This is a genomic window from Flavobacterium sp. CHNK8, from assembly GCF_019774515.1.
GTDB classification, from domain to species: domain Bacteria; phylum Bacteroidota; class Bacteroidia; order Flavobacteriales; family Flavobacteriaceae; genus Flavobacterium; species Flavobacterium tiangeerense.
Genome location: NZ_CP081492.1, coordinates 784,792 through 807,594 on the forward strand (window position 1 = coordinate 784,792; position 22,803 = coordinate 807,594).

The window sequence follows — 22,803 nt, forward strand, 5'->3', positions numbered from 1 at the left end:
GATTGTGGGGTTGTTTAGTTCTGGAGAGCTTTTGTCATGCTGAGGGACGAAGCATCTCTACATATTCTTCATTGTAGCAGACGATTTCATTTTTCGAGTTTATTCTTTTCTTTTGCCTTGATGCAAAAGAAACAAAAGATCAAGCCTAAAAATTAAAAACTTAAAAACTACCTCAAAACTACGTTCCGCAGCCCGAGCCGTTCGGCTTTCAGCCTCAACTCGCGGACTGCTGCCACTCCGTTTTTTCGTTGTTTTTTACATTTTTATTTTAAGGGCGCTTTTCCTGAATTCGTTTATGTAACAATTCTATTTTTAAATTGTCAACTATATACTGTAAACTGTAAACTGTGAATTGTAAACTGTGAACTGAAACTTGAAACTTGAAACTTGAAACTTGAAACTGAACATGCTGCACTAAGGACTATTTACTGAAAACTGAATACTGATGACTTTCAACTGTCAACTCTCCCCATTCTGTCATGCTGAGGAACGAAGCATCTCCACATATTTTTCATTTTAGCAGACGATTTCGTTTTTCGAGTTTATCCTTTTCTTTTGTCTTGATTGCTCACGAGTTATTAATTTATGGGTGTTCGTGAATTGACAATTCAAAAGAAACAAAAATTATTCACGGGTTAATATTGTTTTTTTTGTATTCATGAATCTTCGATTTCAAGCCTGAAAATTAAAAACTTAAAAAGTACCTCTAAAACTGCGTTCCGCAACCCGATCCGTTCGGCTTTCAGCATCAAATCGCGGACTGCTGCCAATTTGCTTTATCGTTGTTTTTTATGCTTTTTATTTAAGGGCGCTTTTTCCGAATTCGAATACGTAGCAATTCTATTTATAAGTTGTGAACTGTAAACTGTGAACTGAAACTTTAAACTTTAAACCTGAAACTGAACACGCTGCACTTAGGACTAATTACTGAAAACTGAAAACTTTTTACTTAAACCCCAGATGTATAAAGAGGTGTTCATAATCCCAGTTTTTTTCATCTTAAAAACCAACTACAACTGCTGTATTATCGCAATTGGAGTATTATATTTGTCCATTCTTGAATTGTACAATGAATATGGATGTAATGATGAATTGGTATGTACTGTATACCAAACCAAAATCGGAAAAAAAAGTAGCGGAACGTTTGACGGAAATGGGAGTTAATGCCTATTGTCCAATAATTACTAAAATCACGCAATGGTCTGATCGAAAAAAAAAGGTACAGCTACCCTTGTTCAATTCTTATATTTTTGTTCGACTTACAGAAAAAGAGCGAAATAGTGTTTTTGATGTTCCAGGTGTTGTGCGCTACTTGTTCTGGTTAGGGAAACCTGCTATTGTTAAAGACAAAGAGATTGAAACGATTCAGAACTGGCTTTCAGCCCCAGGTACATTTGATATTGTTATTGACACGTGGAGAAAAGGAGATAAAGTTGTTTTAGAGTCTGGGCCATTTATAGATCAAGAGGCTACTGTTCAAGAAGTCAAACAAAACCATTATTTGCTGGTTTTAGAGTCTTTGGGTTGTGTGCTGAAAGTAGAGAAGAAATAACTTTCTTAATTAAATGACAACAACATAAGACTAATCGCTTGTAGCATTTGACATGATATTTTTTATTCTGTCATGCTGAGGTACGAAGCATCTCTAGATATTCTTTATTGTAGCAGACGATTTCATTTTTCAAGTTTATTCTTTTCTTTTGCCTTGATGCAAAAGAAACAAAAGATCAAGCCTAAAAATTAAAAACTTAAAAACTACCTCAAAACTACGTTCCGCAGCCCGAGCCGTTCGGCTTTCAGCCTCAACTTGCGGACTGCTGCCACTTTGCTTTATCGTTGTTTTTTATGCTTTTAATTTAAGGGCGGTTTTTCCGAATTCGTATACGTAGTAGTTCTATTTATAAATTTTGAACTGTGAACTGAAACTCTAAACTTTAAACTGAACATGGTTTAATAAGGACTAATTACTGAACACTGAATACTGATGACTTTCGACTATTAACTCTCCATTCTGTCATGCTGAGGTACGAAGCATCTCCAAATGTCCTTCATTTTAGCAGACGATTTCATTTTTCGAGTTTATTCTTTTCTTTTGCCTTGATGCAAAAGAAACAAAAGATCAAGCCTAAAAATTCAAAACTTAAAAACTACCTCAAAACTACGTTCCGTGGCCCGAGCCGTTCGTCCTTCGTCCTCAACTCGCGGACTGCTGCCACTGCGTTTTTTCGTTGTTTTTTAAGTTTTTAATTTAAGGGCGTTTTTTCGAATTCGTTTAAGTAGCAGTTCTATTTGTGAACTGTAAACTGCAAACTGTTAACTGAAACTTTAAACCTTAAACTGAACACGCTGCACTAAGTACTGACCACTGCCAACTCTCTCCATTCTGTCATGCTGAGGTACGAAGCATCTCCACATGTCCTTCATTTTAGCAGACGATTTCGTTTTTCGAGTTTATTCTTTTCTTTTGCCTTGATGAACCCTTCGACTGCGCTCAGGATATGACTAACAAAAGATCAAGCCTGAAAATCAAAAGCGCAAAATCTACCTCAAAGCGCCGCTCCACAGCCCGAGCCGCTCGGACTACGTCCTCAACTCGCGGACTGCTGCCGCTTTGCTTTTTCGTTGTTTTTTATGCTTTTTATTTAAGGGCGGTTATACGAATTGTTAATCACAGGAGGTTAGTTTTTACTAAACGCAATGCGCTATTCATTCTTTACGATTCACCCCCAATTTTGTCATTCTGACGAAGGAAGAATCCCATCAACACGCTTTCATTGTAGCAGACGGCCTTTTTTTTCATGCCTATTCTTTTCTTTTGTCTTGATCAACCCTTCGACTGCGCTCAGGATCTGACTAACAAAAGATCAAGCCTGAAAATTCAAAACTTAAAAACTACTTCTAAAACTACGTTCCGCAGCCCGAGCCGTTCGGCTTTCAGCCTCAACTCGCGGACTGCTGCCGCTACGTTTTTTCGTTGTTTTTTTACGTTTTTAATTTAAGGGCGTCTTTTCCGAATTCGCTAATGTAGCAGGTCTATTTGTAAATTGTGAACTGTGAACTGTGAACTGTCAATTGTGAACTGTAAACTGTGAACTGTGATCTGAAACCTGAAACTTTAAACTGAACACGCTGCACTAAGGACTAATCTAGTAAACACGCTCTAAATGGTGATTGATAAATGACATTTGGGACATTTAGAAATCGTGGTGTAAAAACGTATAAAAGCTATTGTTTTTTTATGTAATATTTGAAACGTACAAGTATTTTACAAGAATCATCACGTGGTTCCGGTGGGGTCGCTAAAGTTCCTGTAGCAGGTTTTCAGTGTGTTTGAATACGTTTGATGCAAGTAGCTTAAAATGCTCTATATTTTTATGCTGTAAGTGGTAATGTCATTATGCTGTCTCAAATACGTTTCTTGATCGTCTTTTTGGGAAAACCTATGTTTTATAGAGCTTAACGAGTTTTTTTTGTAAAATTAAAATACTGTTGTTGAAGGCTTTGTATTTATTTACACATTTCTTTTAGTTGTTAAAAACAAGCCTCAATTGTGAATAAGTTTGGCTTTTACTTACAGTAAAAGTATATTATGTTTGTAAAGTCAGTTAGATACTTTAGTAGGTATACTAAGACAAACTTATTTATTAATTTAATACCAAAACGATGGCTATTAAATACAAAATTCTTCCAAGGAAGAACCCGAGAGACTTAGTGGCTCCGGAAAAATTTTATGCCGCTGCAGTTGCAGATGGCGATGTTGATTTCGAAAGACTAGCAGAGTTGATTTCGTATCAGAGTACCTTGACGGCTTCTGATTGTTACGCCGTGCTCGCTTCTCTAGAACACAACATCATTGGCGAACTGGGTCAAGGTCGCATTGTGAAGTTAGGCCGTTTAGGCAATTTTCAAGTGGGCATTAGCTCTGAAGGTAAAGATGTTGCTGATGAGGTATCAACAGCAGCCATCAAAAAAACGCGTGTGCTCTTCCGTCCTGGTAAGAAAATGCGCAGTATGTTAAAGGATTTATCTTTTAGAAAAGTGGGCTAGAACCCTGTTCAGTAGTAAAAGACTGAGTTTAAGACCTCGAATATTCCAGTATTCGAGGTTTTTTTATGCCCAATAATGTCAAAATAGCGTTCAAATCGTCTTGATGCAATAAAAAAATCGTCTTGACGAAGCAAAAAGTTCATCAAGACGATGTGAAAATACCGTCAAGATGATTTTTTAAAAAGCGTTTTAAAATATTTTTACGTCTTTTTAGGTCAAGAAAACGCTTAGTGGTGCCTGTATTTCTGCTGTATCCCGTAAAACAGGAAGATTTTACGTAAGATTATTCATTTGAATAAGGTCAAATGGATGGACTTTAGCCATAAAAAAAGCTCAAAAATACGGACTAGAACCCTGTTTTTTTGAGCAATGGAGTGAATTTAAGACCTCGAATAATTCCAGTTATTCGTTAAATCAGAGTTCAAATGTAGCGAAAAGTTTCAATATGTGGCGGTGTTTTCCATAAATTTAATATTAAAAGAGGTAGGGTTTTTTCGACCTAATTTGTGAAGTAGTTTTATTTTTTTTTAATTTAAAATTGTGAACTGTAAACTGAAACCTGAAACATTTTTGCAAACCACTAATTACTAAACACTATCAATTGAAACCTGATCATTCTTTACTAAGGACTACCTAATAAAGACTAATCAGTGAACATTGAACACTTAATACTGATGACTTTCGACTGTCAACTCTCCTTTCTGTCATGCTGAGGATCGAAGCATCTCCGCATATTCTCCATTTTAGCAGACGATTTCGTTTTCCATGTTTGTTCTTTTCTTTTGTCTTGATTACTCACGAGTTATTGATTTATTGGTGTTCGTGAATTGACATTTCAAAAGAAACAAAAGATCAAGCCTGAAAATTCAAAACTTAGAAACCACCTCTAAATTAAGTTCTACAGCACGGGCCGTTCGGCTTACAGCCTCAACTTGCGGACTGCTGCCATTCCGTTTTTTCGTTTTTTTTTTACGTTTTTAATTTAAGGGTAGTTTTTCAGAATTCGTTTTTGGAGGAGTGCTTTTTAAAACAGAAAGCTAATTACTAATGGCGAACTATTTCGAAAATTGACCGAGAATCTCAGTGACATGATACTTAGTGTCTTAGGTCCTTTGACTTTCGACTTTCCTTCTTCTTCCTAATATCTCGGACTGCTGCCACTCCTTTTTTTCGTTGTTTTTTACGTTTTTAATATAAGGGCAGTTTTTCGAATTCGTATTCGTAGCAGTTCTATTTATAAATTTTGAACTGTGAACTGAAGCTTTAAACCTTAAACTTTAAACTGAAAATTCTTTAATAAGGACTAATACTGAATACTGAACACTTTCCTCCCTTCAACTCGCGGACTGCTGCTACTCCTCTTTTTCGTTGTTTTTTGACGTTTTTAATTTAAGGGCAGTTTTTCCGAATTCGTTTTTTGAGGAGTGTTTTTTAAAACTGAAAGCTATTTACTAATGGTAAACTATTTAGAAATTTAACTAAGAATCTCAGTTCCTTATATATTTAGTGCCTTAGGCCCTTTGACCTTTTACGTTTAACTTTTTAACTGTGGTATTATTTGATTTTTTTAAAAAAAGGTCGGCTGTTTGTTTAGAAGTAATACTGAAGTGAAATCGTGCTTATGCTAACAATTAATTTAAAATATGCAAGAAAAAACATTGAAATTTATAACGTTAAATTTGTGTTGCTAAATTTAATTTTACGTTTTAAACGTCACTTTGTTGGATAATTTACTATAAATTTGCCGAAACTAGTACAAAAGCAATCTCAATTGGGGCTTGCAATGGCGAAGCCATGTTTACTAGTCGCGTTTTAGATTGTTTATTATTTTTTTTATGGGGAAGTAGCAGCACGTTATAAACAAATGCCAATAGATCTTATGAAAAATAGAATAGACCAATCCTCATACATGCAAATTTTAAGAGACATAAAAAGATTATATTTATAACGTTATGAAAATACTAATTACTGGAGGAGCAGGATTTATAGGATCGCATGTGGTACGCCGTTTTGTGACTAAATATCCTAAATACACGATCGTAAATCTAGATGCTTTGACGTATGCTGGGAATCTAGAAAACATCAAAGATATTGAGAACCATGCCAATTATACCTTTGTAAAAGGGGATATTGTAGATGCTACTTTTGTGGATAATTTGTTTCAACAGTATCAATTTGATGCAGTAGTCCATTTGGCAGCGGAGTCTCATGTGGACCGTTCCATTAAAGACCCTTTGTCGTTTGTGAAAACCAATGTAATTGGAACTATGAATCTCTTAAATGCTAGTAAAGAATTGTGGAAAAACAATAGCGAAGGCAAGCGTTTTTACCACATCAGTACCGATGAGGTATACGGTTCCTTAGGGGCAACGGGCTTGTTTACTGAAACAACAGCTTATGATCCTAATTCACCCTATTCGGCATCAAAAGCCAGTTCCGATCATTTTGTGCGTGCCTATGGTGAAACTTACGGATTACCGTATGTGTTAACTAATTGTTCGAACAACTACGGTCCGTTTCATTTTCCTGAAAAATTGATTCCGTTGTTTATTAACAACATCATCAACAACAAAGCGTTGCCGGTATACGGAGACGGTAATTACACCCGTGATTGGCTTTTTGTGGAAGATCATGCGGTTGCTATCGATTTGGTTTTTCACGAAGGTAAAAATCACGAAACCTATAACATAGGCGGTTTCAACGAATGGAAGAACATTGATTTAGTCAAATTGCTATGTCAGCAGATGGATCGTAAATTAGGGCGACCAGATGGCACTTCTGAAAAGCTGATTACATACGTGAAAGACCGTCCAGGTCATGATTTACGTTACGCTATAGATGCCTCTAAAATAAATTCGGAGTTGGGGTGGAAACCTTCCGTAACTTTTGAACAAGGATTGGAGCGCACCATAGATTGGTATTTGTCCAATGAAGAATGGCTGAAAAACGTGACTTCGGGCAATTATGCTACCTATTATCAAAAACAATACGAATAGTTGTGCATCGTAAAGCTTAAAAAGTAGCAAAACCATCACAAGCAGATTCATTTAAAAGAAGAAAAAAATATAATTTTACAAGAGCAAGAACAAGAACAAGTCTATAGTAATTAAATAATGACAGTTGAAACCACATTCATCAAAGACCTTTTAGTACTGACTCCAACTATTTTTGAGGACGAGAGAGGTTATTTTTTTGAATCGTATAGTGAGGCGTTGTTTGCGACGAATGGATTGAACATTCCCTTTATACAAGACAATCAATCATTATCAAAGAAAGGCGTGATCCGAGGACTGCACTTTCAGAAAGCACCTTATGCGCAAGCAAAGTTGGTACGGGTGCTGCAAGGCGAAATCTTAGATGTGGCGGTAGACCTTCGAAAGGATTCGGCAACCTATGGACAGCATTTTAGCATCCAATTGTCAGCCGAAAATAAAAAACAAGTCCTGGTTCCTAAAGGATTTGCACATGGCTTTTCGGTTTTAAGTTCGAATGCCATAGTCTCTTATAAAGTAGATGAAGTTTACCATAAAGAAAGTGAAAGCGGAATTCAGTATGATGACCCCACTTTAGCCATCAACTGGCAAGTAAATGCAGCTGAGGTTATAGTGTCTGATAAAGACCGTGTTTTAGGTGCTTTTAAGGATTTGAATAAAGGATGAAAAAGATACTCGTAACAGGAGGTACTGGACAATTAGGTAGTGAATTGAAGGTTTTGGCGATGGGGTTGTCCCAGTATGTATTTATATTTCCTGACCGCTCACAACTAAACTTAGAGCAGCCAGAAAGTATAGTGGCATTTCTTCAAGATATTAAACCCGATTGTATCATCAATTGCGCCGCCTATACCGCAGTTGACCAAGCGGAACAAGAGCCTAAAAAAGCCGATGTAATCAACTACTTAGCTGTTGGTGTTTTGGCAGAATGGAGTTTTGAGCATAAGGCGCAATTTTTGCATGTTTCCACAGATTATGTATTCGAGGGTACAGCAGCATTTCCTTTGAAAGAAGAAGATGCAACCAATCCGCAAAACGAGTACGGGAAATCAAAACTAAAAGGGGAACTAGCGGCAATAGACGCCAATCCAGAGACGATAATTATCAGAACCTCTTGGGTATACTCTCAATTTGGATCTAATTTTGTTAAAACCATGTTGCGCTTAATGCAAGATCGGGATCGTTTGAATGTGGTTCAAGACCAAATAGGAAGTCCTACCTACGCCAAAGATCTTGCCGAAGGGATACTGTATATTATCAATACTGAAGAATGGCAACCGGGAACCTATCATTATTCTAATGAAGGAATCATCAGTTGGTTTGAGTTTGCTATAGCCATCAAAGAAATAGCCGGAAGAAAATGTGAACTTTTTGGAATTTCATCAGCATCCTATCCCACACCAGCCAAAAGGCCAGCCTACTCTTTATTAAATACGGCAAAAATAAAAAATACCTTTGGTATCACCATACCTCATTATAGAGATAGTCTTGAAAAATGCATAGAGCAATTAATCAAGTAAATGTTATCTAATACTAAAAAAATATGAAAGGAATCATATTGGCAGGCGGGTCTGGAACCCGGTTGTATCCGTTAACGAAGTCGATATCCAAGCAGTTAATGCCCATCTATGACAAACCAATGGTGTATTATCCGTTATCAGTTTTGATGTTGGCGGGGATTACCGAAGTTTTGTTGATTTCCACCCCTCAGGATCTACCTCATTTTCAAAACCTCTTGGGAGATGGAAGTGATTTTGGGATTTCCATTCAGTATGCGGAACAACCTAGTCCAGATGGATTGGCACAAGCTTTTATTATAGGAGCTGATTTTATCGGTACCGATCCAGTTTGTTTGATTTTAGGAGACAATATTTTTTATGGCCAAGGGTTAACGGCTTTATTACAAACAGCGGTTGCTAATGTCACAGTTCACAAAAAAGCCACTGTTTTTGGATATTATGTACAAGATCCGGAGCGGTATGGGGTTGCTGAATTTGATTCCACTGGAACTGTGGTCAGTATTGAAGAAAAACCAAAAGTACCCAAAAGTAATTATGCTGTAGTAGGATTGTATTTTTATCCCAATTCTGTGGTGGGTATAGCAAAGACAATCAAACCTAGTGACCGAGGGGAGTTAGAAATTACTACTGTCAATCAAGTGTATTTGGCTTCACAAGATTTAAAAGTAAAGTTAATGGGGCGTGGGTATGCCTGGTTAGACACCGGTACTCATGAATCCTTACTTGAAGCGAGTAATTTTATACAAACCATAGAAAAAAGACAAGGGCTTAAAGTAGCATGTTTAGAAGAAATAGCTTTTGAAAAGGGCTATATCTCTAAAGAAAAGGTTGAAAAGCTAGCAACTCCATTACGAAAAAATGAGTATGGCCAGTATTTATTGCGATTAATAGCCAGAAAATAAACATAATTAGCTTAAAATGATATCAGCTGAGCCACAAATTTTACATTTTCCTAAGATTGTTGACCAACGTGGTAATCTTACCTTTTTGCAAAATCCAGATCAATTGCCTTTTCAAATTAAAAGAGCCTATTGGATTTATGATGTTCCTGGAGGCGAATTCAGAGGCGGCCATGCTTTTAAGGATCAATATGAAATAGTAATTGCAATATCCGGTAGTTTTGATGTTGTTATTAATGAAGATGAGAATCAAAACATTTTTTCGTTAAATCGCTCTTATCTTGGTTTATTAATTCCACCAGGACAATGGAGAAGTATGCAGAATTTCTCGACCAATTCCTTAGCACTAGTATTGGCATCTACACCATTTAATCCCTCTGATTATATTAGGTCTTATACTGATTATTTACAATTTAATTATACGACTAAAATTGCACAGTTATATTCGAATATTAAGGTTGAGCGCACAAAACCAGTGGTTGATGCTACTAAAAGTTCTGTAAATGATTGTGTGGTTTTGGATCTAGATAAAAAACATAGAGACAAAGGTAATATAACGGTAGTAGAAAATGGCATTGAAGTCCCATTCGATATCAATAGGGTGTATTATTTGTATGATGTCCCTGGGGGAGAGGAACGTGGTGGGCATGGTCATAAAGATTTATACCAGTTAATAGTTGCCGCTGGTGGTAGCTTTGATGTAGTTTTAAACGATGGTGTAAAACAATATACCGTTACTTTGAACCGACCGTATCAAGGTTTGTATGTAGTACCGGGTATTTGGAGAGAATTAAACAATTTTTCTTCAGGAAGTACCTGTTTGGTTATGGCATCCGATAGGTATGATGAAGAAGATTATATCAGAGATTTTGAAAAATTTAAACAATTTAAAAAAAACAATTGAAATGATTCATCAATTAGCCGAAGTTCAAGCCTACATACCTGAAAATACTAATGTTTGGCAATTTACTATAGTATTGCCTAATGCTAAAATTGGAGAAGTATGTAATATTTGCAGCCATTGTTTTATTGAAAATGATGTTGTTGTTGGTAATAATGTCACTGTAAAATGTGGAGTATATTTATGGGATGGTATTACTATAGAAGATAATGTACAAATAGGACCTAACGTAACGTTTACTAACGACAAATATCCACGTGCAAAACAAGCTTTTGAGCTGCAACGCACAATTATTAAAACAGGAGCTTCAATTGGCGCAGCTTCTACCATTTTAGGGGGAGTTACAATTGGAGAAAATGCTATGGTAGGAGCAGGTAGTTTGGTTACAAAAAGTGTACCAGCTAACGAGTTGTGGTATGGTAGTCCAGCTAAATTTATTAAAAAAATATAATGATGATTAAATTTTTAGACCTTCAAAAAATAAATCAAAAATACGCTGATGAGCTAAAAAAAGAAGCTAGCGATGTAATCGATTCGGGTTGGTTTCTTATGGGTGAAAAGTTAAATACTTTTGAAGCCAATTTTGCTAAATTTAATGGTGTTAAACATGCTATTGGAGTGGCAAATGGTTTAGATGCATTACGATTAATATTAAAAGCATACATTGATTTGGGTGTAATGCAAAAGGGTGATGAGATAATTGTACCTGCCAACACATATATAGCCTCATTATTGTCTATATCAGACAACAATTTAGTCCCAGTTTTGGTTGAACCAGATTTGGATTCATACAACCTAGACCTTACTTTGCTTGAGGCTAAAATTACAAAAAGAACGAAAGCAATTATGGTAGTTCATTTGTATGGGCGCGTTTGTTGGAGTGATGCTTTAGTAGCACTAGCTAATAAGTACAATTTGAAGATTATTGAAGATAATGCTCAAGCGGTAGGGGCAACATTTGAAGGAAAAAAAACAGGAAATCTAGGAGACGCCGCAGGTTTTAGTTTTTATCCTGGTAAAAACTTAGGGGCTTTAGGCGATTCCGGTGCTGTAACTACAAATGATGATGCGTTGGCACAACACATACGAGCCTTGGGTAATTATGGAAGTACTAAAAAATATGTAAATGATTTTCAAGGTCTAAACAGTCGATTAGATGAAATTCAAGCAGGGTTTTTAAGTGTAAAACTCAACTATATTGATGATGAAAATTCGCGCAGACAGGAAATAGCAGCTCGTTATATAGCCGAAATTAAAAATGATAAAATAATTTTGCCAGTAAATACGAATGATGTTAAAAATCATGTTTGGCATCTTTTTGTAGTGCGGACTGAAAACCGAATTCTTTTGCAAAATTATTTATTAGAAAAAGAAGTTCAAACATTGATTCATTATCCAATTCCGCCACATAAACAAGAGGCTTACAAAATGATGAATAACGAAAGTTATCCTATAACCGAAAAAATTCACAATGAAGTATTGAGTTTACCAATAAGTCCTGTGATGAGTGATGATCAAGTTGGTGTTGTAATAAATTGTATAAATCAATTTTGTATTTAGTGACCACAATTAATTTATTAAGTTGAATGCTCTTATAGTTTAATATTATTTTAATAATAATATTATATTTATGTTAAATATCAAATATATTATAGAGACACAAGAAATTTAATTTAGTCTAAATATGTTTATTTATTGTTAGAATAGATGATTTGATTTTATGATAATGGGTATATTCGCAGTAATTATACATTTTATAGATTGTGAGCCTATATAAATTAAAAAAAAAATAAAAATGAAAGTAGTTATTTTAGCTGGTGGTTTAGGTACCAGATTAATGGAAGAGACCGAAGCTCGACCAAAACCAATGGTTGAAATTGGCGGTAAGCCAATTTTGTGGCACATTATGAAAATTTATGAAACTTATGGTTTTAATGATTTTGTACTTTGTCTAGGATACAAGGCACAATCTATTAAAGAGTATTTTTTAAATTATTATTTGTACAATTCAGATGTAACAATAGAATTGGAAAAAAATAAAGTTGATGTACATTTCTCTAACTCTGAATCTTTTAAAGTTACTCTAGTAGATACCGGATTGATGACAAATACTGCGGGAAGAATCAAAAAGATTAAAAAGTATATAAATGATGAAACTTTTATGTTGACATATGGTGATGGAGTATCCGATGTAAATATTAATGAGTTGGTATCCTTTCACAAGTCTCATGGGAAATTAGCAACTTTAACGAGTATTCAGACTCCAGGTAGATTTGGAAATATTGAAATGGCCCATGATGGAAGTGTGGAATATTTCGTTGAAAAGCCACAAGGAGACGGTATGTGGATTAACGGAGGTTTTTTTGTGCTTGAACCTGGAATTTTCAAATATCTTGAAGGTGACATGGAAGATATACAATGGGAAAAGAAACCTCTTATGGATATTGCAAATGATTGTCAACTTTCTGCCTTCAAACACAAGGGGTTTTGGAAACCAATGGATGCGTTGAGAGACAGGATTGAGTTAGAGCAACTTTGGAATTCTGGTAATGCGAAATGGAAAATTTGGTAATATGTTTGAAAAATTAAAAGAAAATTACGAGGGTAAAAAAGTATTTATTACAGGTCATACAGGTTTTAAGGGGGCTTGGATGTTAAAGGTTTTATCAATGTTGGGTGCTACTGTTAAGGGTTATGCATTAGCACCGAAAAATTATAACGACTTATATAATTTAATTGATGGTGATAGTCTTTGCGATTCAGTTATTTCTGACTTGAGAGACAAAGATTGCTTATTGAGGGAAATTAGTGAATTCAAACCTGATTTTGTATTTCATTTAGCCGCACAGCCATTAGTTCGTTTATCTTATGAAATACCTGCTGAAACTTTTGAAGTTAATGCGCTAGGAACAGCATATGTTTTGGACGCTGTTAGATTATTAGATAATAAATGTTCAATTGTAATAATTACTACAGATAAAGTCTACCATAATAATGAATGGGTCTATCCATACAGAGAAACGGACAGATTAGGAGGATTTGATCCTTACAGTGCTAGTAAGGCATGTTCAGAATTAATAATTGATTCTTATCGTAACTCTTTTTTTAATATTGCAGATTATGTAAAACATCAAAAATCAATTGCTGTAGCAAGAGCTGGAAACGTTATCGGAGGTGGTGATTGGTCAAAGGACAGGATTATTCCGGACATTGTAAATTCAATTATTAATAACAAAGTTTTATCTGTAAGAAATCCTAAATCAATCCGACCTTGGCAACATGTACTTGAACCTGTTATGGGATATTTATTGTTAGGACTAAAAATTGATCAAGAACCGTTGAAATTTTCGGGAGCTTATAATTTTGGTCCTTTTGATGAAGATGCCTTTACGGTGGAGGATCTTGTAAAATTAGCAATTTCAGTATTTGGCAAAGGTTCTTATGAATGTCCTGTTTTAGAGAATGAACCACATGAAGCTAAATTATTGAGATTAGATATTTCAAAGTCAATACAATCATTAGGTTGGAAGCCTTTGCTATCTAGCAGTGAAGCCATCAGGCTCACGATGAATTGGTATAATGTTTTTATTTCTGGTGAACAAGATATTATATTATTGATAGAGGAAAATATTACAACTTACTTAAATCAAAAAAATGACTAAGACCGCAATTATTGGATCTACTTCCTTTTTGGCAAGTTATTTAATTGCTGAATTAGAAAATGATAATCATGAGCTGACACTTTTTTCAAGACAAAAGAGAAACGAAAAGCATCATTTTGTACCATTTTCTTATCCAGAATCTATACCTAACTTAGATGTTTTTTTAGAATTTGACATCGTAATATTTGCGGCTGCAGGTGGTGTTCAGTCTTCAAAAAAATACAGTTTAGATGAAATTTATCAGCTTAATGCTTTTTTACCGATTACGATTGCCAATTATTTAGACGCAAATAACTTCAAGGGAAAATTTATCACTTTTGGATCTTATTTTGAAATTGGAGCACAAGAATCACTTAGAAAGTTTAACGAAAAAGAAGTGGCGCTTTCGGATTACGATGTTCCAAATCACTACTGCCTTTCAAAAAGACTGTTGACGAGATTTGTTAATGATTCACTATCCAAAATAAACCATTTTCATGTAATCCTACCTTCCATTTACGGGAAAAATGAAAACCAAAATCGATTGATTCCATATCTTATTGAAAGGTTGGAACACAAAAAAGAACTCGAATTAACTGCCGGAACTCAAATTAGGCAATTTCTACATATTAAAGATGTCTGCTCATTTATAATGATACTTTGCAATAAAAATGTTGAAAATGGTATTTATAATTTAGCATCTGATACTCAAAATTTGGTTAAGGATGTTGTTGAATTGATATTTAAGTATTTTAATAAAGACCACAATAATGTACTTGGAAAAGCAAAAAGGCAAGATGAATCTATGCAGGTTATTTTGTTAGATAATAAAAAAGCTAAAGATTTGGGTTGGAAAGCAACAATTAGTTTGGAAGATGGAATTTTAGATTATTTTAATAAATAACATTATGAGCTTATCAAAAAAAATTTTTACTTACAAAAGAAATAAGATAGAAGACAGTCGAGGTTGGTTTCTAAAAGTTTTAACAGGAACAGAATTAAATTTGCCAAATAGAACAGGAGAAGTATATTTAACTATGGCTAAACCTGGAGAGATTAAGGGTGGACATTATCATCCAAAAGCAAACGAATGGTTTACATTAATAACAGGCGAATGTATATTGAGACTTGAAGACATGGAGAATCAGGAATTTATGGAAATTTTTTTGAATGCCGATGATCCGGTAACCGTTTATGTACCCTTTGGTATTGCACATGCATTCTACAATACTAGCAAAGAAGAAGAATTTATTTTAATGGCTTACTCCGACCAATTATTTGACCCAGCAGATACAATACCTTTTAATTTTAAAAATCTTAGTAGGTAGACTAAATTTGAATTTGACATCACTTTCAAAATAATTATCATTTAAAACTAATTTGCACATTTTCATGGCATTAATAGAAACAAAAAGTAATCCATTATTATCCCAAATTTTTCGTCGAACTTTTATTAAATCTTATCTTTCAATAAAGAAAATATCAAGATTAAAAAAATCGATAGAGCTTGAAGTTATTGATGATTCTCTTGTTAGTAGTATTATATTTTCTCTGAAGGAAAAAACCACTGAGGAGATTCCTTTAATGAAGGTTTTCAATCATATAAGTGGTGGCAAATTACTAGTTAATTCACCTGCGATATATTTAAGACAATATCATCAAGGTACAGTTTATCCTGGATCAGATTTTATACAAATAAATAATAAAGCCGTTTGGCACAAAACTCAATATCCACATTTTGGAAAACTATTACCTTTGGATTATCATTTAGTGAGGAAAAATGAAAATATTATAAATGTAGACAAAGTAAAAAAAATAATCAATGTAACTAACGGGTTTTCCCTATGTGGCGTCCATTCCAATGTATGGTCACATTTTTTAGTTCAATATTTACCTAAAATTGATTGTATAAAAAAAATTATAGAAATTACAGGAGAGAATTTAACAATAATTATTCCACCTTACCATGATCAGAATATTAGAGAGATTTTGAATGCGTTAATTTCAGATATTAAGCTTATAAATATACTTGAACTTAAAATAGATGAAATTGCTAAATGTGACAAGCTCTATTATGTAGAAAACACCAGTGTTTTAGCTGACCATGCAATATATCTTTCTCCCACAGACTGTGTAATTCCTCAATTTGTGATGTCTTATTTAAAAAATTCATTTTTGACTAATAAATTGCTATTTTCTTCTTTTGATGGACAGAAAATACCTCAATTCAGAAAATTATTTATAAAAAGAGTAGTTTCACCACTATCACCGCTGAGTAATTTAAGAATTTTGGAAAATGCTGTAGAGATTGAAAAATTTTTTGAAAGTGAAGGATTTGAATTTATTGCTCCTCACGAATATAGTTTAGAGGAAAAAAGAAAATTATTTAGTGAAGCTTCAATAATAGCAGGATCGTATTCTAGCGGATTTATGAATATGATATTTTGTCAGCCTGATACTAAATTCCTTGTTTTCATGAATTATCAAAGGATATATGAATTATATTTAGCCAAACTTTCTGAAGCTTTTAAAGTCAAGCTTTTAGCAGTAATAGGAATTGACAATCAACCTGAAAGCATTCATAGTTCATACACTATCCCACTAAAAGAAGTGATTAATTCATACCAAACGTTAATGAACGATAATGAATAAAGATGAAACATCATATAAGCAAATAGTTAAAGCTACATCAGTTTTTGGTGGCGTCCAGCTCTTACTAATTGTAGTTGCGATTATCAAATCTAAATTTGTTGCTATTTTATTAGGTCCTGCTGGTATTGGAATAGTTGGGCTTTTTACAACAACACTAGGTTTAATTGCGGGTCTTACAAATTTTGGTCTTAAAACTAGTTCAGTAAAAAATATTGCCGAGGCAAACGCATCAGGTGATTATAAGAAAGTTGCTTTTACAATTAATGTATTTAGAAAATTAGTTTGGGCTACGGGAATACTAGGCTCATTGGTAGTATTATTTTCAGCACAGATACTTAGTAAGTATACATTTGGCAATTCAGATTATACTTTATCTTTTATTTGGCTATCAATTACATTGCTACTAAATCAAATCTCTAGTGGGCAAATTGCTTTATTAGAAGGAATGAGACTACTAAAACCTTTAGCGAAAGCTAGTTTATTTGGTTCCATTGTTGGATTATTCTTTTCTGTGCCTATTTATTACATTTGTGGTATCAATGGAATTGTTCCTGTATTTATAATAACGTCATGTGTCTCCTTGTTCCTTTCATATTGGTTTACAAAAAACATTAAGATTGAAAAGGTTCAACTTTTAACAAAAGACATTGCCGTAGAAGGAAAATCCATGATTATTATGGGTTTCCTTATTGGTCTTACTTCTATTTTAGATAATTTAATTGAATATTTCACACGAATTTTTATAGCTAATCATGGAGATATTAGTATGGTTGGATTATTTACTGCTGGGTTTGCAATAGTGAACACTTATGTAGGCATGATTTTCTCAGCAATGCTGATAGATTATTATCCTCGATTATCTGCGGTAGCACATGATAATAAACGGAGTAATAATTTGATTAACGAGCAAGCTGAAGTTGCTGTCGTAGCTTTAGGTCCACTTGTTATCTTTTTTTTAGTTTTTATAAAGCTAATTATAAAAACTCTGTATTCAGATGAGTTCCTCTTAATAGATAAAATGATGTACTGGGCAATGTTAGGAATATTAATTAGAGCTGTAAATTGGTCTATTGGTATTATTTTTTTAGCAAAGGGTGCCAGTAAATTATATTTTTCAATTTATATCTTTGCTTTTATTGTTATTCTAACAACCAACATTGGTGGTTATTATTTTTTTGGACTCGAGGGTTTAGGTATTGCATTTATGGTTTCAAACATTTTACTAACAATTCTTGGATATGGAATAACAAGACACTTATATTCATTTTCATTCACTGTTGGATTTGTACGTGTTTTTTTAATACAAATGGTTCTTTCTCTACTATGCTTTCTTAATATTTTAATGATTGATAAACCGTGGAGCTACATTATTGGCATATGCCTTTTAATGATCTCTTTAACATATAGTTATATTCAATTAGATAGGCGAATTGATTTTAAAAGTGCAATTAATAATTTTAAAAACAAGAAAAATGGAAAGTAGATTATTAAATTTAAGTTCTTTTTTATTTGACGTTAAGTAAGAAATAAAAATATAAAAAATAATAATATCCTAAGTTTTTTAAATGAATATAAGCAATCCATTAATATCAGTTTTAATTATTACTTACAATCAAGAAGAGTATATCAGAGAAACTCTCGCAGGTGCGCTTTCTCAGAATTATTCTCCACTAGAAATAATAATATCAGACGATTGTTCCACCGATAGTAATTTTTCAATAATACAAGAAGTAGTTGCTGCATATGAAGGACCACATAAATTAATTGTTAATAGGAACAATACAAATTTAGGTATGGGACATCATATTAGTGAGGCTTTTAAGTTAACTAGGGGTGAATTAATAGTGATAATGGGAGGTGATGATATCTCTACTTCTGAACGAACTACAATAATTTATAAAGAATGGATTAACTCTGGAAAAAGTACAACTGCTTTTTTCTCTAACGTTCAATTAATAGACAAATATGGCACCGAGAAACAAGTGATGTTTCCATCTACTCCCTCTTACACTAGTGATATTTTAACTTTTTTAGAAAAGACTAAATCATCAATTTTCAATACAGAGCCATTGTGTTGGTTATTAGGTTGCTCAGCCGCTGTTGATAGAAAAGTATGGGATGTTTTTGGAGAAATTCATAATGATGTAATTCAAGAAGACGCTGTCCTAGCTTTTAGAGCCTTATTATTAGGAAATATAAAATATATTGACCAGCCGTTAGTAAAGTATAGAAGACATGATACTAATGTGTTTGAGCCTACAGATTTAAAAAGGGTATTGCATCTTTTACAAAGAGAGTACTATTATAAGTTACAATGGTATAATGATGGAGTAAAAATTAGTGAAGATAGAACCTTAATAAAAGTTTTAAAGTCAATTAAAATAAAAGCATATATATATCATAATTTTTTAAAAATTCCATTAGTAGGCATATCATACTTGAGATTGAAAAATATTTTAAAAAGGATTATTAGATAGTGTATTAATATTTGAATTAATTTAAATTATGATGTATTTAAAATACGTTAAGTATTATTACATTTCGTTAACTGTTTTTGCGTTAATATCACCGGTAACATTGGGTTTTATTGATTTTTTGCCTGCCTTGGTTTTAATGTGGATGGTATATTTCATATTTTCTATAACCATAAGACGCAATATGAATAAAACTTTATTAGATGTTAAACCTAGGATTCTTGAAAAATATTCATATTCAAAAGTGAGTATAATTATTATGCTTTATGCTATTGTTTTTGTACCACTTTACATCAAGTTTTATACGGGTGCAAATTTGGTTAGTAGTATTGCCTCTTTTTTATCTTTTAATGCCCTAGGTAGTGAAAGTACCTACGGGAGTTATCAAACATATTTTGAAGATGCTAATTTAAAAGAGTTTACAGTTGCTAAATTACCTTATATTTTAGGATCGGGTGTTTTGAAATTCCTATATTGGGGCTTGTTTATACGTACTTTAGCATTTAAAAGAAGGGCAACTTTTATCGAATATCTTTCAGTTTTTACAGTTACTATTTTATATGTTTTTTCGGGGATGGCTCGTGGAACCTCCTTCGAAAATTTTGAAATAATTATGTTAGTAATTTTTACAGTTTTGGTAAGAGAAAAACTTATAAATAATAGAAATTGGTTTGGTAGTAAAGCACAGTATTTAATTGCTATTTTTCTTTTACTTGGTGGTTTTTACTTCATGTTTAGTAAATCCTTGCGGAGTACAGGTGATATATTAGTAGTTGAAAGAGTTACTAATGAAATGGTCTATAATCCTGATGCATTAATTTCAGTTTACGCCCAAAAATTATCTTTAGCACTCCATGGTTTCAACGGATATTTTCTATTTGGAATTTATTTTTCTGGTGTTGCAATTAGTACAATTTGGTTTTCTTCATTCAAAGGATTTATTTCTATTTTGATACCAAAAGGTGCTTATCTTTTTGGAATTGGAGAATCCTATAATGAAATTATTTGTTCGAAAGTTATAGATTGCGGTGCAGCTTGGAGTCCAGATGTTACTAAATTAGTTGATAATTTGGGTTTAATACTTTTTATTTGCTTGATTGTAATAATAGCAAAGTTGTCTCTACGTTTTTATAACAGAATGCTTAAAGGATCAATATTGTCAACAGTTCTTCTTTATGTAATAGTTCTATTCTTTTTTTCTTTACCAGTTGGTAATTTTGTCAGTGCATCATCATCGATAATTATCGCAATTGTGTTATCAATATTAGTTAATAATCTAAAAGCATTAAAAGGTATTAATAAATATTTCAATAATTGATACAATGAAAGTACTAGTCATAAGCCATAATTCTTTTTCTAAATCCTCTAATAACGGTAAAACTTTGGAGGCTGTCTTTTCAAAATTTCCAAGAGATAGTATTTATCAGTTGTTTTTTAATGAAAGTGAAGAGCCTGATTGGGACTTTAGCTCAAAATATTTTAAAATAACTGATAAAGCAATAATTAATAGGCGTTTTATTTTCGGAAAAAAACCTGGTGAAATTGTCCAAAAGAAATTAGAAATAGAGTCTAAGGTTAGTTCATCTCATCTTAATTCAAATAATTACTCTAGAAACTTATTATTATCTATACGTGATGTACTTTGGTATTTAACAAATAGCAAACTGAATAAATTGTATTATTGGTTAAACAAAGAGCAAATTGATGTTGTTTTTTTTACAGGTGGCGACTCTATTTTTTCTCATAGGATTGCTATAAATATATCTAAGACTTTAAAAATTCCTCTCTGTGTATATTTTACAGATGATTATATTTTATATCCTCAACAAAAAACTATTTTAGATAAAATTAGACTGATATATTTGAAAAAACAATATAAAAATACCATAAGTAATGCTGTAACTTGTTTTGCTATAGGAGACTCAATGGCAACAGAATATCAAAATTATTTTAAGAAAAATTTTACTCCATTAATGAACTGTATCGATATCAGCGAGAAAAATTTTTTTAACTTAGACGATAATATTATTATTTCTTATTTTGGAGGATTACATTTAGATAGAGATTTAATGATATTAAGATTAGGGAAAATTCTGTTGAATATTTCTGAAAACTCAATTTTTAAATTTCAATTAAATATTTATTCTTCTCAACTTCCCTCAGATAGTATGTCAAAGAATTATCAAAATTATGGAATTAATTATTGTGGATTTGTTAACTCAAATGATTTAATAGATAAAATGAGAAAAACTGACTTTTTACTTCATGTTGAAAGCGATTCAGATTATTATAAATCATTAACTCGTCTATCTGTATCCACTAAAATACCAGAATATTTGATTTCTAGTAGACCAATTATAGCTTTTGGTCCTTTAGAAGTAGCTTCGTTTAAAGTTTTGATTGACAATAATTTGGCTACTATTATATCTTCTGAAATGAACGATACTTTAATTGCTGAAAATATTCTACAAGTTTTGAATAATAGAAACCTGCTTAGCAAACAAGTTGATAATGCATATAATTTTGCATTGGAAAATTTCAATAAAGAAAAAAATTCATCCATCTTACAACAAAAATTACAGCAAATAGTTTATGAAAATACAAAATAAAACACTTTTAATCACCGGTGGGACAGGATCATTTGGCCATGCCGTATTGAATCGTTTTTTACAAACGGATCATTTTAGTGAAATACGGATTTTTTCACGAGATGAAAAAAAGCAGGATGACATGCGAAACCAGTTAAAAAGCGATAAACTCAAATTTTATATTGGGGATGTTCGTGATTATGCTAGTATAGAGCGTGCTATGCGTGGAGTAGATTATGTGTTTCATGCTGCCGCATTAAAGCAAGTACCCTCTTGTGAATTTTTCCCTATGGAAGCGGTAAAAACCAATGTCATGGGGACGCAAAACGCTATTGATGCAGCCGTTGCGAATAAGGTATCTAAAATTATTTGTTTGAGTACGGATAAAGCGGCATATCCTATAAATGCTATGGGAATATCCAAAGCGATGATGGAAAAAGTGGCTGTGGCCGCTTCTAGAACCATCGCGAATAATACCACTACAGTGTGCCTCACGCGCTACGGTAACGTTATGGCTTCAAGAGGGTCTGTGATTCCTTTGTTCTTGAATCAAATAAAAACGGGACAAACCTTGACTATAACGGATCCTAATATGACTCGTTTCTTAATGTCTTTGGATGAAGCGGTAGAATTGGTTTTATTTGCATTTGAGCATGGCAATCAAGGTGATTTGTTTGTTAATAAAGCACCTGCAGGTACCATTGGTGATTTGGCGCAAGCTTTGAAAGAACTAAGCAATGCTACCAACGAAATTAAAGTAATTGGTACCCGACATGGTGAAAAGTTATACGAAACCTTGTGTACACGGGAAGAAATGATTAAAGCCGAAGATATGGGTGAATTCTACAGAGTTCCAGCAGATAATCGGGACTTAAACTATGCTCAGTACTTTTCGGAAGGAGAACAAGATATATCTAAAATCGAAGATTACCATTCGCACAATACCGAGCAATTGGGCGTGGAAGGAATGAAGAAATTGTTGGTACAATTGCCGCTCATTAAAAAAGAAATTTTTGGTGAAGATGTAGCTCAAATGCCAGGATAATTTAGTGTTCAGTTTTCAGTTGCAGTTTTCAGTGAATCGTAAT

Annotated in this window: 19 protein-coding genes; all 19 read left to right on the top strand. The window is 33.2% G+C overall.

Annotation, left to right across the window (positions count from 1 at the left end; all coding sequences use genetic code 11):
• The first annotated feature begins 1,084 nt into the window (after nt 1-1,084).
• The 19 genes from K5V07_RS03355 to K5V07_RS03445 all read left to right on the top strand — a co-directional run bounded on the left by K5V07_RS03355 (nt 1,085) and on the right by K5V07_RS03445 (nt 22,760).
• The gene (locus K5V07_RS03355) at nt 1,085-1,552 is read left to right on the top strand and encodes a UpxY family transcription antiterminator (protein ID WP_370632444.1); all 468 of its coding nucleotides are present in this window, start codon (nt 1,085-1,087) and stop codon (nt 1,550-1,552) included.
• A 2,111-nt stretch (nt 1,553-3,663) separates the two neighbouring features.
• Nucleotides 3,664-4,047 carry an HU family DNA-binding protein gene (locus K5V07_RS03360; RefSeq protein ID WP_086452733.1) on the top strand — a complete coding sequence of 128 codons (384 nt, stop codon included), beginning with the start codon at nt 3,664-3,666 and terminating at the stop codon, nt 4,045-4,047.
• Nucleotides 4,048-5,999: 1,952 nt separating this feature from the next.
• Nucleotides 6,000-7,043, top strand: a complete 1,044-nt coding sequence (gene rfbB, locus K5V07_RS03365) for a dTDP-glucose 4,6-dehydratase (RefSeq protein WP_221916380.1) — start codon at nt 6,000-6,002, stop codon at nt 7,041-7,043.
• A gap of 117 nt (nt 7,044-7,160) precedes the next feature.
• On the top strand, nt 7,161-7,706 hold the full coding sequence (gene rfbC / locus K5V07_RS03370; protein ID WP_221916381.1) for a dTDP-4-dehydrorhamnose 3,5-epimerase: 546 nt from the start codon (nt 7,161-7,163) through the stop codon (nt 7,704-7,706).
• Nucleotides 7,703-8,560 carry a dTDP-4-dehydrorhamnose reductase gene (gene rfbD / locus K5V07_RS03375; protein ID WP_221916382.1) on the top strand — a complete coding sequence of 286 codons (858 nt, stop codon included), beginning with the start codon at nt 7,703-7,705 and terminating at the stop codon, nt 8,558-8,560. The genes rfbC and rfbD overlap by 4 nt, the downstream gene beginning before the upstream one ends.
• 23 nt (nt 8,561-8,583) lie before the next feature.
• Nucleotides 8,584-9,462, top strand: a complete 879-nt coding sequence (gene rfbA / locus K5V07_RS03380) for a glucose-1-phosphate thymidylyltransferase RfbA (RefSeq protein ID WP_221916383.1) — start codon at nt 8,584-8,586, stop codon at nt 9,460-9,462.
• A gap of 16 nt (nt 9,463-9,478) precedes the next feature.
• Nucleotides 9,479-10,363: an FdtA/QdtA family cupin domain-containing protein gene (locus K5V07_RS15055; protein ID WP_370632445.1), complete on the top strand. Its 885-nt coding sequence runs from the start codon at nt 9,479-9,481 to the stop codon at nt 10,361-10,363.
• 1 nt (nt 10,364) lies between these two features.
• Nucleotides 10,365-10,811: an acyltransferase gene (locus K5V07_RS03390; protein ID WP_221916384.1), complete on the top strand. Its 447-nt coding sequence runs from the start codon at nt 10,365-10,367 to the stop codon at nt 10,809-10,811.
• Nucleotides 10,812-10,813: 2 nt separating this feature from the next.
• Nucleotides 10,814-11,920 carry a DegT/DnrJ/EryC1/StrS aminotransferase family protein gene (locus tag K5V07_RS03395; protein WP_221918135.1) on the top strand — a complete coding sequence of 369 codons (1,107 nt, stop codon included), beginning with the start codon at nt 10,814-10,816 and terminating at the stop codon, nt 11,918-11,920.
• A gap of 235 nt (nt 11,921-12,155) precedes the next feature.
• Entirely contained in the window at nt 12,156-12,932 is a 777-nt protein-coding gene (gene rfbF, locus K5V07_RS03400; protein WP_221916385.1) for a glucose-1-phosphate cytidylyltransferase, read from the top strand.
• 1 nt (nt 12,933) lies between these two features.
• Entirely contained in the window at nt 12,934-14,022 is a 1,089-nt protein-coding gene (gene rfbG, locus K5V07_RS03405) for a CDP-glucose 4,6-dehydratase (RefSeq protein WP_221916386.1), read from the top strand.
• On the top strand, nt 14,015-14,905 hold the full coding sequence (locus K5V07_RS03410) for an NAD(P)-dependent oxidoreductase (RefSeq protein ID WP_221916387.1): 891 nt from the start codon (nt 14,015-14,017) through the stop codon (nt 14,903-14,905). Before rfbG ends, K5V07_RS03410 begins: the two co-directional genes overlap by 8 nt.
• Before the next feature lie 4 nt (nt 14,906-14,909).
• Nucleotides 14,910-15,329: a WxcM-like domain-containing protein gene (locus K5V07_RS03415; RefSeq protein WP_221916388.1), complete on the top strand. Its 420-nt coding sequence runs from the start codon at nt 14,910-14,912 to the stop codon at nt 15,327-15,329.
• A 64-nt stretch (nt 15,330-15,393) separates the two neighbouring features.
• Nucleotides 15,394-16,653 (top strand): DUF563 domain-containing protein, encoded by a 1,260-nt coding sequence (locus K5V07_RS03420; protein WP_221916389.1) that lies wholly within the window; start codon nt 15,394-15,396, stop codon nt 16,651-16,653.
• On the top strand, nt 16,646-18,136 hold the full coding sequence (locus tag K5V07_RS03425) for an oligosaccharide flippase family protein (protein WP_221916390.1): 1,491 nt from the start codon (nt 16,646-16,648) through the stop codon (nt 18,134-18,136). Before K5V07_RS03420 ends, K5V07_RS03425 begins: the two co-directional genes overlap by 8 nt.
• A gap of 82 nt (nt 18,137-18,218) precedes the next feature.
• Nucleotides 18,219-19,130: a glycosyltransferase gene (locus tag K5V07_RS03430; RefSeq protein ID WP_221916391.1), complete on the top strand. Its 912-nt coding sequence runs from the start codon at nt 18,219-18,221 to the stop codon at nt 19,128-19,130.
• A 28-nt stretch (nt 19,131-19,158) separates the two neighbouring features.
• A complete protein-coding gene (locus tag K5V07_RS03435) occupies nt 19,159-20,445 on the top strand; it encodes a hypothetical protein (RefSeq protein WP_221916392.1) in 1,287 nt (428 codons plus the stop codon).
• A 4-nt stretch (nt 20,446-20,449) separates the two neighbouring features.
• Nucleotides 20,450-21,736, top strand: coding sequence for a hypothetical protein (locus K5V07_RS03440; RefSeq protein WP_221916393.1), 1,287 nt, complete (start codon nt 20,450-20,452; stop codon nt 21,734-21,736).
• A complete protein-coding gene (locus tag K5V07_RS03445) occupies nt 21,720-22,760 on the top strand; it encodes a polysaccharide biosynthesis protein (RefSeq protein WP_221916394.1) in 1,041 nt (346 codons plus the stop codon). Before K5V07_RS03440 ends, K5V07_RS03445 begins: the two co-directional genes overlap by 17 nt.
• Nucleotides 22,761-22,803 lie beyond the last annotated feature (43 nt).